Consider the following 11,394-nt stretch of genomic DNA (forward strand, 5'->3'; position numbering starts at 1 on the left):
GCCAGGGGGCATACCGGTGGGCAACCCAGGGGCTTGCCGAGAGGACCGCAGATTAGACCACCGAAAGGGTCAAGCAAGCCACTCAAGATTAAAAACCAGGTGGTTAGACATAAAATACAAAGAGAAAAGAATATGCTGACCTTTAATTTACCAAAATTTCCATAGAGATTGATATAACACAAAGGGTTTTATCATTCTGAATCTACTCTGAAAGTGAATGCATATTACAAAGAGATTTAGTTATATTTTAGAGAAAAACCGTTATTTATGCGGATATTATCTTGTTGATTTTCTGCTGATTTTCATATTTTTAGTTACCGTGCTTTAGTCTCCTGACAATATTAAAAAAGTTTTGGAAGATTGTTTCGCCAATTGACCCGGACCGTTCAGGATGAAACTGCACGCCATAAATTGGTAATTCCAAATGTTTCATCGCTTCAACTTCACAGGATGGTGAATTGGCTAAAACTTCAAAGCCGGCAACAGTTAAACTGTTTAATGAGACATATTCTTGATGGCTTTCTTTTACTGAAATTTCTGGCGGTAATCCTTGAAACAAAGGGTCATATTTGATAATACGGACCACCTCATTACCTTCAATTCGTTCTTTACCAGCAAGCACCGTACCACCAAAAGCTTTTGCCAGCATTTGATGGCCATAACAAATACCTAAACAAGGAAGCGTAATGTGATGCAAAAATTCTAAATATCCCCGGGAATAAACACCTTTAGTTATTAAGTCCGGCGACCCCGAGAGCACTAAGGCATCGCATTCAAGTAGATTAGCATAATTATAAATTTCCACATCTTTGACAACTCGACATTGACTAAATTTCTTTACCATTTCAACATAAGGTGCGATTTTCTGTTCGGACTCAACACGATAACTATTAACAATTAGCGTTATCATCTTAAGCTTTTTTGAGTTCTTTCTTTGCTCAGTTCACCATAAGCCCAACGGATAAATTCACTGGGATTTATCAAGTTAAAGCACCAAAGGCGATATTATTCTTCTTCTAAAAGTTTCTCTAATTTTTTAATCATCTTTTTGGCACGAGCAACATATTCGCTTTGGGGATAATCTTCGATCAACCGTTCTAATTCCTCGATGGCAGTATCTAAATCTTGGTCTGGATTTTTCGGGTCACTTAGAATCTCGGCAATTAAATAAAGTGCGTCATCGGCAAGTTCATCCTTAGGAAAATCATCCACGATTGCATAGAGCAGTTCTAAACTTTTTTCAAAATCATTGTTGTCAAGATATTCCCGTGCGGTCTTATATAAACGATGGGTAGTGCTTGTCGTATCTTGCGACACAATTTCTGTTTTCTTAACTGTCCGAGATGCACAGCCAGTAGAAAAAAATCCTATGCATAAAGTAACGATAAATAACAGAAATCCCCAAGCAGATAAAAGATTATATTGTTTCATTGATTGACTCCTTTTTTGTGTTATGTCGATTAAATTGCGCCAAACAATCATAAGAAAATATATCTATTTTGTGAGCTTTGAATTTTCTAATTGTCATTTTTATTATCCTTCGGCAGAGTTAACCTGAAGGAACGATTTTCTTTTCTAAAGATGCATACGCATCATGATTATGGATTGATTCATAACTTTCGGCTTCAATTCGATACCAGATAATAGCGGGGTGCTTATCCAATTTTTGCGCAACATTGCGCACAACATCTTCAACAAAAACCGGATTCTGAAAAGCATGCTCGGTTACATATTTTTCGTCTTCGCGTTTTAATAGGGAGTAGACCGGGCTAGAGCCACAATCTTCAATCATCGCAATAAGGTCTTCAATCCACAAAAAGCCCTTAAAACGCACTTCAACCCGAATCTCGCCTCGCTGATTATGTGCGCCGATTTTTACCATCTCTTTAGAACAAGGACATAAAGTTGTAATTGGCACGGCGACGCCAAGAATCAACTGCATCTTTTCAGTGAGATTGCCGATAAATTTGCATTGATATTCCATCAATCCCACTGAATTTGAAACTGGTGCGGTCTTTTCAATAAAATAAGGAAATGATATCTCAATGTGGGCTGATTCGGCATTTAACTCCTGCTTCATCGTCTTTAAAATCCTACCAATATTATGGATTGCAATTTCCCGATGGAAACGATTAAGAATTTCTACAAATCGACTCATATGGGTGCCACGAAAATTATGGGGTAGATTAACATACATATTGATTTGAGCAATGGTATGTTGTCTTTTGTAAGCCTTGTCTGAAAGAAAAATCGGATACCTTAAATTTTTGACACCAACTTTATCAATATCAATATTGCGAAAATCTTGTTCGTTTTGAAGGTCGCGCACAATAAACATTTTAACATTGCTTTTTAAATTGTCAATGTTTAGTAGAAGGATACTTTATTTTTAACATATCAAGTCTCAATTTACCCGAAATATTATACACTGCCCAGTAAAGAGGGTTAATCGTTAACCTTACTCCCTATTATTCCGGCTTTGGGGAATCTTAACCGCTGGTTATAGAGACATCTTCAATGCGACAATATGGGACAAAAAATTTACTAATTTTCTTGGTCTCAATAGATAGTCCAGATATTTTGTTTAATAAGGTAAAGATATTATCGGCAATCATCGTTTCAATTACTGGTTGAACCAGTTCACCTTCCTTGATTAGAAAACCACCTTTAACCACACCGGAAAAATCACCGCTAAACGGATTTGGTTGTGTCGAAAGCCGGGTTACAAAAATTCCATTTTTGATCTCCTGAATTAATTTTTGTTTTGGGTCTTTTCCCGGCTTGACGATAATATTACTTGCTCCGACTGAAGGAATTGAACGAAAACCACCAACAGCATGAGCAGTTGAAGTTCGATTCTCTTTATTAGCACAGTAGGAATCGTATAAATAGGATTTTAACACTCCTTGTTCAACAATCGTTAACGGTTTTCGATACACACCCTCTCGGTCAAAAGCGCTTGATGCCGGTGCTCCGGGTAATAAGCCGTTGTCCTCAATCGATAAACACTCTGATGTTACTTTTTGATTTAATTTACCAATCCATTGACTCATTCTTTTTTGGACATTGTTGGCTGAGACTGCATTAATAATAACTTCTAACAACTCAGTTAAAACTTCTGGTTCTAAGAATACTGTTCCTTTAAATGTTTCACCTTTTTTGGCACCTAAGGTTCTAAGAACTTTTTCCGCAAAATTCATTGCAACTTTTTCCACATTTATGTCCGAAAGTTTTCGGGTAGCGTCAAATTCATACTGAAAACAAGACACTTCTTTATTATCACGTGCCATTCCCATAATACCATATTCAAAAGAACTGGCTTTTTCCCAAACTTTAATACCTTTTGAATTGACAACCGCCCTATCGCCATAAAAACCTGCGAAGACTCCACTGTCGACAGTGATGCGTTTATCATAATTAAGTGCAGTTTTAAGTAAGTTCCTCGCATAATTCAAGACATCATCCATTGTCAGATTTTCTACCAATGGGTCGTAAATGTCTTGGACTTCAGGCATAGTTCCGCTGGGCACGGGCAAAATATTGCCGTTATCGCTTGGTGCTAAATTGGCTAAACGCACCGCATTACTAACTGCATCTACAATCTTTGTCTGAGATAAAATATTAACTGAGGCAAATCCTAATCCTTGATTCTTAAAAATTCTAATGCCACAGCCATCAGTAATATGACTTTTGGCTAATTTAATGTCATTAGTTTCGAATGAAACATTAAAGGACTTACCTTTAACTAAATAAATTTCGACCTCATCTGCTCCCAGGTCTAAAGCCTTTTTGACCGCAAGTTCACCTAATTCCAATAATTCCGTCATTATCGACCTCCACTATTGAATTATCAATTTAATAGATTTTTACACCTTGGAGTCTAATTTTCCGATTTGGTATTTTCCATTTTATCATTGTCGACCACCAATAATGGCTTGACAGCGCAAATACGGACCACCACCATCAACCTTTGCTGGTTGCCATTTACCACAATGTCCAAACCCCATATCCCATTGGAAGTCCTGACTAACTGCATCAACGCTCATTAAAACATCAAATGCCTGTCCGGAAATTGTCACTCCTCGATAGCATTCGCCGATTTTACCCTTAGTGATTCGATATGCTTCTTGCACACCAAACATAAATTCTGCATTAGCATCCGCCTGTCCGCCTTTAGCCCCTTTTAAGAGATAACCGTTTTGGGTGCTATCAATAATCTCGGCTAAGCTTAAATTTCCCGGCATAACACCCGTATTGCGCATTCGAATAATTGGTTCATCAGAATATTCATAAGCACGCGCATTGCCGGTAGGTTCGCAACCGTATTCACCTGCACTTTGGCGATTATGGAGATAAGACTTCAGGATGCCGTTTTGAATAATCACAACCTTTTTTGCTATCACACCTTCGTCATCAACCAAAATAGTGCCACCCGCAGTTCCCTCAGGACCAGAATCGAATAGTGTAACTAAATCACTGGCGACCCGCTGGCCAATTTTATCTTTAGTAATGGCACCGGCCGAAACAAAATCCGCTTCAACAGTATGGCCAATTGCTTCATGTGCAATCAAGCCCACTAAACCCGGATCAAGAATCACGGTCGTTCTTTCACCTTTGGGATAACCTGCTTTAAGCAAAACTTCAATTCTTTTAATGGCGCTCTCAATAAACTCATCAGGTGATTTTCTGCCAAATAAATCCTGCCAACCGCCTGTGACTCCAACTGCTTCCAAGGATTCGACCATATCTTTACCGTCGACTCCAACCGCAAAAATGATGAATTCTGGTTTCGAATCAATAATTTCGCATTCTGCGCCATCAGTAGTAACAATAAATTTTCTTTCTAGGCGCTCTATATAAGCGACTTTAGCGGATTGAATGAATTTTGATGCTTTTCTTAATTTACTTTCGGTATTTTTTACTAAGTCCAGTTTTTCTTCGATGGTATGATTTGTTAATGGGTCGTTTATTATCGGCGCAAATTTACCTTTTGCTAATTGGGCTGTAGCCAATTTCACATTTTTGCTGACCTTGCCGAAACTTGCGACTTTAGCCGAAGCACAAGCATCGCTGATTGCTCTTTTGATTTCGTTAACTTCAATTCGACTCGTAGCCGAAAATCCCCAACCGCCTTGATACAACGCTCTCACTCCAACACCGGAATAGATATTAGATGCTAAAGTTTCCAATTCACCTTGACGAATCGAAATTCCAGTTGCAATCCGTTCGTGAAACCGAAGTTCACCATAATCCATTCCTTCAAAAGAACTTAAAGTGGTTTTCAAAATCTCAATCATTGATTGTTCTCTCTTGAATAAGTTTTTAATAGTTCTTGTGCCTTTTTCCGAATCCAATGTTCTTTGACCATTGGCGAAAAGAGAAAGACGCTAATAAAATGGGCAAAAAGACCAATGCCCCAAAAGAGTAAAGGAAAATAAAACCACCAATAACCACGATTATAACGGTAATTAATAAAAATAAACACGCAATTGACAAACAAATAAATTAACAAATGCACATAAAAGTTGACTCGTTCCTCAACATATTTTCGTGCCTGCTCATACGCTTGCTTTTCATCCATAGTATGCCTCCTGTGGATGTCATCATAACATAATACTTACATTAATCTCATCTGTCAACAATTTCTATATGAGAGATAGTGGATAATATTTTGGGTAAATTTAGACTTGATATGTTAAAAATAAAGGTGTACCCTCTTATGCCGGACAATTTTTAGTAATAAGGAAAAGAGAACACGCCTAATGCAAGAAAAAAGAAATTACACACAATTCTTGACGCTACCTATATGAGAACTCAGAAAAAGTTAATTCTAACTATTGAATAATTGACCTTGTTGAATATTTTTCTTATTTTTCTATTGTATCTCAGATACGGATGCTTACCGCAAGTGTTTTCAGTGGTACTTTTTCAGAGCGCTCATATATAAGACTTCTGAATAAATCAATTTTTGTCAAAGAAACACTGAAATTACAGAATTTTTTGCAAGTTCATTGGCACTTTTTCAGAGTCCTCTATAAATATAATAACATAATTCTTGAATTTGTCCTATTTGTCAAAAATTTCTATATAAAATCGTATCATTGATTATGATGAACATTAAAATTTGTTCCACATCAAAAAGATGATAGACCCAAGGAAGCGAGTTTTCGTTCCTTTAGGTTTTTACCTGATTGTGTATTCCCTTTTTTATTCAATAGAGAAGTTAGGGTAGGGTTAACCCCATTTTATCCAAAATCCAGCATCCTGCAAAGGCTACCGCATCCAATACTCGGCAGACAAAGTCGTCTACCAGTCAGCGCTAATTGCCTATCAAATCCTTTCAAAGTACTTATTTTTATTAACAAAATATTGCTACTTTGAATATCGCTGATATGAAATCTCTTAATTTTTTAATAGTTCATTTTTGAACCAACTTAAAAGGAAACCATATAGAAAACTTGAAATAAAATCAAATAAATATCTTACCAGGGCCTTTCCTTCAAGAACCATAAGGAACTTTGAAAAAGTGCTATTTAGTGCAAAGCTATAACCCAGGCCAAACACGCGACAAGTATCTGGTAGTTATTTCCCCAATAGTTAAGAACCGAAATATCTGAAATATTCGGATGAAATCAGTGAATATTTCATTGTTTTGTCTGAGTTATCGATAAATTTGGAAGCAATTTTCCAAAGACTCTGAATTTATCAAAATAATTGACTTTAAGTATAAATCTGTTATAATTTATTTATTATTTGTGTTCTTTGTAATATCTTATTATAGAAACTTAGACAATATTTTTCTATCTGACCCTGCTGAATCTGAAAATACATAGCATGACTGCTCAAGATAATTCCAGGGTCCCAAAATTTTGATTTAGAAAGGAGCTCTAATGTCTAAACCTAAAATTATTACAAGTTTACCTGGACCAAAGGCTCAGAAAATATTACGCAAAGACAAAAAATTCATATCACCTTCTTACACAAGAAGTTATCCTGCTGTTATTGAATCTGGTGAGGGTTGTTGGGTTTGGGATGTTGATGGCAATAAATTTTTAGATTTTAATGCCGGCATTGCAGTTTGTTCCACTGGCCATTGTCATCCAGAAGTAGTTGAAGCAATTAAAAAACAAGCCGAGCGATTGCTTCATATGTCCGGCACTGATTATTATTACCCTTTACAAACCGAATTAGCCGAGAAGTTAGTCGAAATTACGCCGGGCGGTATGAATAAACGAGTCTTTCTATGTAATTCAGGGACTGAGTCGGTTGAAGGCGCTTTTAAGTTAGCACGCTATATGTCCAAAAGAAAATATGCTATCGCATTTCTGGGGTCATTTCATGGTCGAACTATGGGTTCACTGTCATTGACCGGTAGTAAAGTAGTCCAAAAGCAAGGATTCGGGCCTTTACTTCCGGGAATTTATCATGTTCCATTTGCCTACTGCTATCGTTGTGCTTATAATTTAGAATACCCCGGATGTGATTTTGCTTGTGTTAAGTATATTGAAGACGAATTATTTAAAAAAATAGTGCCTCCAGAAGAGGTTTGTGGAATATTTATTGAACCCATCCAAGGTGAAGGTGGTTATGTCGTTCCGCCACCAGGTTATTTTCAAAAGTTAAGAGAACTTTGTGATAAATATGGAATCCTATTAATTGATGATGAAGTGCAATCCGGAATGGGTCGAACTGGCAAGATGTTGGGCATTGAGCATTGGGAAACTATGGCGGATATCTATTGTATTGCTAAAGGCATTGCTTCAGGAATGCCTTTAGGTGCGTTTATTGCCAATGCTGGCTTGATGAAATGGCCTAGTGGCACGCATGCTTCTACTTTTGGCGGCAATCCGGTTTGTTGCGCAGCAGCTTTAGCTACAATAAAACTTTTAGAAAATGGCTTAATTGAAAATGCCCAAAAAGTTGGGGCGGTCATAATGAAACGTTTAGAAACTTTACAAGCAAAATATGAAGTAATTGGCGATATTCGGGGTAAAGGATTAATGATTGGTATGGAACTGGTTGAGGATTCGATCTCCAAACGACCTTTAACTGAAAAACGAAATGCTATCATTTATAAATGCTTTGAAAAAGGACTGCTGATGCAAGGATGTGGCACAACTGCAATCCGATTCTCACCGCCGCTAATTGTTACTGAAGAAGAAGCCCATACCGCATTAGATATTTTTGAGTCCGCACTGAAGTCGGTATTACGCGGATAAAAAGAGCAAAATTAAAAACTAAACAAGAAAAAATCAAATATTTACTTTGGATATTGTATATTTTGTTTTTTGATATTGTGCGTCAATAATCAAAGGTTTCTTTATTAAATAGAAATCTATTTGTCGGTATCGATTTTGTTCGTATGACAAACTCGTTTGAGAAAAAGGTCTTGAATACTATTAAGAAATACCGGATGCTTGCCAAAGGTGATAAGGTTTTAGTCGGTTTTTCTGGCGGTCCGGATTCTATGGCTCTATTATATTGTCTTAAAAGATTAAAACCGGTACTAAATATCCATCTATATGCAATGCACGTCAATCATCAGTTACGTCCTAAACTCGCAGATAAGGATGAAAAATTTTCTCGCCAAGTTTGTAAGGACTTAAAGATCCCAATCAGGACACGTAAGATTAATGTAACGAATTATGCAAAACAGAACAAATTGTCCATAGAAGAAGCATCACGGGTATTAAGGTATCAATATCTCCAAAAAACTGCTTACCAGTTAGGTTGTTCTAAAATTGCCCTGGGACATCAGGCTAATGACAATGTGGAGACGGTCTTATTAAATTTGACTCGCGGAACAGGACTAATTGGTTTAGGTGGGATTCCGCCTATCCGGGATAATATCATTCGTCCGTTAATTGAAATCCCACGCGAGGAGATTATGCATTATCTTAAAAAGAATAACCTTGAATATTGTGAAGATTTAACTAATATTGAATTAGGTTACCGACGCAATTATATTCGACATAAAATATTACCTCTGCTCAAAGAAATCAATCCCAATTTAATTGCGACAATCTCTCACACCTCTGAACTGATACGCACTTGTAATGAATATATTAATCAGGTCACGAAAAATGCTTTAGCCGATGTCTTATTAAGACAAACTGACCGCTCCATTATCCTTGACATCAAAAAACTTTTATCATATAATTTATTTATTGAAAGGCAAATTATTAAAACTCTAATACCAAATTTGGAATTTGAACAGATTGAGGCGATTTTAACTTTAACTAAAGATAAAATTTCCGGCCGTCGGCTGAAGTTACCCGAAGACCTATGGGTCTGGAAGGAATATGATAAACTATATTTTGAAAAACCAAATAATAAAAATAATAATCTAAAAACTAAACAGTGGCTAATCGATATTAATAAAACCACAAAGATTAAAGAATTAGACATTGAAGTAACAACAAAACTTAAGTCGATAAAAAATAAACAAGACCTTATGCAGATTTTTGAATTCATTAAACATCCAACTTCAACTAATTTAACAAATACGCTGGACTTATTAACTTCTCATCCTAAAATAGTGTTAAGTGAGTGGTTTGATATGTCAGAAATCTCCTTACCTTTATCCATTCGTCTACGCAGAGCTGGTGACCAATTTATATTCAAAAAGGGACAAATTAAGAAATTAAAAGATGTCCTAATTGATGAAAAAATTCCTTTAAGAATAAGAAATCGATTGCCTTTATTATGTGATGCAAAAAATATCTTATGGATTATTGGATTGCGACGGGCTCAGATTGGTCTAATCAGTAATAAGACAAAAGCAATATTAGAAGTGCAAGTAAAAGTGTAAATACAATGCACTACATTTGAAACATCTGTATTCTATGAGAAAATTAAACTTACAACAATAGATTATGGCAAGACAACCACTACGTAATCCAGTAATCAGCAACCTCATAATCTGGCTTCTAATATTTTTAAGTGTTTGGGCAATTTGGAATTTCTTTGGTAGCCGAAAGACCGGAAGAATATCAATTGAATACTCGCTATTCATTAAAGAACTAAACAATGGTAATGTCAAATCCGTTATTATAACCGAAAAAGAGATAACCGGCACCCTTAAACAAGAATCCGAAATTCCTAATCCTCGAGGCAAAACTAAGTATAAAGAGTTTAAAACCTATATTCCGTTTGATGACCCTAATTTAGTCACAAAATTAATTGAACATAATGTTAGTATCATTGCTAAACCACCATCTCCCTGGGGTTCAATAATTGTTTCTGCGATTCCTTGGATATTGATATTAGGACTTTGGATACTGTTTATTCGGCGAATGTCTTCAGGAACTGACCGCGCATTCAGTTTTGGTAAAAGTCGCGCGCGCTTATTCACTACCGACCGTCCAAAAATAACCTTTGACGATGTGGCAGGTGTGGAAGAAGCCAAAGAAGAGTTAAAAGAAGTTATTGAGTTTTTAAAAGCGCCACAGAAATTTCAAAAATTAGGCGGAAAAATTCCCAAAGGTGTTTTATTAGTTGGACCTACTGGCACTGGCAAAACTCTTTTAGCCCGAGCAGTAGCAGGTGAGGCTGGCGTGCCGTTTCTATCGATATCTGGTTCTGACTTTGTTGAAATGTTTGTTGGCGTCGGTGCAGCACGTGTGCGCGACCTGTTCGAACAAGGAAAACGTAATGCTCCGTGTATCATTTTTATCGATGAGATTGACGCTGTAGGTAGACAAAGAGGTGCTGGATTAGGTGGCGGTCATGATGAACGCGAACAGACCTTGAACCAACTATTAGTTGAGATGGACGGTTTCGATACCCAAGAAGGTGTCATTATAATGGCTGCAACCAATCGTCCTGATATTTTAGATAGTGCATTGCTCAGACCGGGCCGTTTTGACCGCCAAATTGTTGTTGACCGGCCAGATGTCCTCGGCCGAGAAGGCATTTTAAAAGTGCATACCCGGAAAATTCCGCTGGGAAAAGATGTTGACTTAAAAATTTTAGCCCGCGCCACCCCTGGTTTTTCTGGTGCGGATTTAGCCAATATGGTAAATGAAGCTGCGTTACTTGCCGCCCGCAGAAATAAAACTGTGGTCGAAATGCAAGATTTTGAAGATGCTAAAGATAAAGTTCTAATGGGAGTAGAGCGCCGAAGTCTGTTAATTTCCGAGCAAGAAAAGAAATGGATTGCTTATCACGAAGCCGGCCATACCTTAGTATCAAAATTAATTCCTGGCACTGACCCAATTCACAAAGTTACAATCATACCACGGGGACAAGCATTAGGAGTAACTCAACAATTACCGCTTGATGACCGGAAAATTTATTCAAAGACATATTGTCTTAATCAGTTAACAGTTATGTTAGGCGGACGCGCGGCAGAAGAATTAGAATTCGGCGACATTTCGACCGGTTCTCGCGACG

The 11,394-nt window shown here is 37.1% G+C and carries 9 protein-coding genes; 3 read left to right on the plus strand and 6 right to left on the minus strand.

Annotated features, from left to right (window positions below; translation table 11 throughout):
* Window positions 1-310: 310 nt before the first annotated feature.
* From N2201_00315 to N2201_00340, 6 genes are all read right to left on the minus strand, one after another.
* Complete coding sequence (locus N2201_00315) at window positions 311-910, minus strand: gamma-glutamyl-gamma-aminobutyrate hydrolase family protein (GenBank protein ID MCX7784666.1); 600 nt, start codon at window positions 908-910, stop codon at window positions 311-313.
* 95 nt (window positions 911-1,005) lie between these two features.
* Window positions 1,006-1,431, minus strand: a complete 426-nt coding sequence (gene bamD, locus N2201_00320) for an outer membrane protein assembly factor BamD (GenBank protein ID MCX7784667.1) — start codon at window positions 1,429-1,431, stop codon at window positions 1,006-1,008.
* Between the two features lie 118 nt (window positions 1,432-1,549).
* The gene (gene folE2, locus N2201_00325; GenBank protein ID MCX7784668.1) at window positions 1,550-2,338 is read right to left on the minus strand and encodes a GTP cyclohydrolase FolE2; all 789 of its coding nucleotides are present in this window, start codon (window positions 2,336-2,338) and stop codon (window positions 1,550-1,552) included.
* Between the two features lie 151 nt (window positions 2,339-2,489).
* A complete protein-coding gene (locus N2201_00330; protein ID MCX7784669.1) occupies window positions 2,490-3,827 on the minus strand; it encodes a TldD/PmbA family protein in 1,338 nt (445 codons plus the stop codon).
* Window positions 3,828-3,911: 84 nt separating this feature from the next.
* Window positions 3,912-5,297 carry a TldD/PmbA family protein gene (locus N2201_00335; protein ID MCX7784670.1) on the minus strand — a complete coding sequence of 462 codons (1,386 nt, stop codon included), beginning with the start codon at window positions 5,295-5,297 and terminating at the stop codon, window positions 3,912-3,914.
* Window positions 5,294-5,581: a 2TM domain-containing protein gene (locus N2201_00340; protein MCX7784671.1), complete on the minus strand. Its 288-nt coding sequence runs from the start codon at window positions 5,579-5,581 to the stop codon at window positions 5,294-5,296. The genes N2201_00335 and N2201_00340 overlap by 4 nt, the downstream gene beginning before the upstream one ends.
* A gap of 1,309 nt (window positions 5,582-6,890) precedes the next feature.
* On the opposite strand from N2201_00340, the gene N2201_00345 reads away from it, so the two are divergent.
* The 3 genes from N2201_00345 to ftsH form a co-directional block, all read left to right on the plus strand.
* Complete coding sequence (locus N2201_00345) at window positions 6,891-8,219, plus strand: acetyl ornithine aminotransferase family protein (protein ID MCX7784672.1); 1,329 nt, start codon at window positions 6,891-6,893, stop codon at window positions 8,217-8,219.
* Window positions 8,220-8,362: 143 nt separating this feature from the next.
* Complete coding sequence (gene tilS / locus N2201_00350) at window positions 8,363-9,811, plus strand: tRNA lysidine(34) synthetase TilS (protein ID MCX7784673.1); 1,449 nt, start codon at window positions 8,363-8,365, stop codon at window positions 9,809-9,811.
* Between the two features lie 64 nt (window positions 9,812-9,875).
* On the plus strand, window positions 9,876-11,394 hold a 1,519-nt coding region (ftsH, locus tag N2201_00355; GenBank protein ID MCX7784674.1), incomplete at its 3' end, for an ATP-dependent zinc metalloprotease FtsH.

Source organism: candidate division WOR-3 bacterium (genome assembly GCA_026418155.1).
Classification (GTDB): Bacteria; Hydrothermota; Tepidihabitantia; order Tepidihabitantales; family CAIPLT01; genus JAOABV01.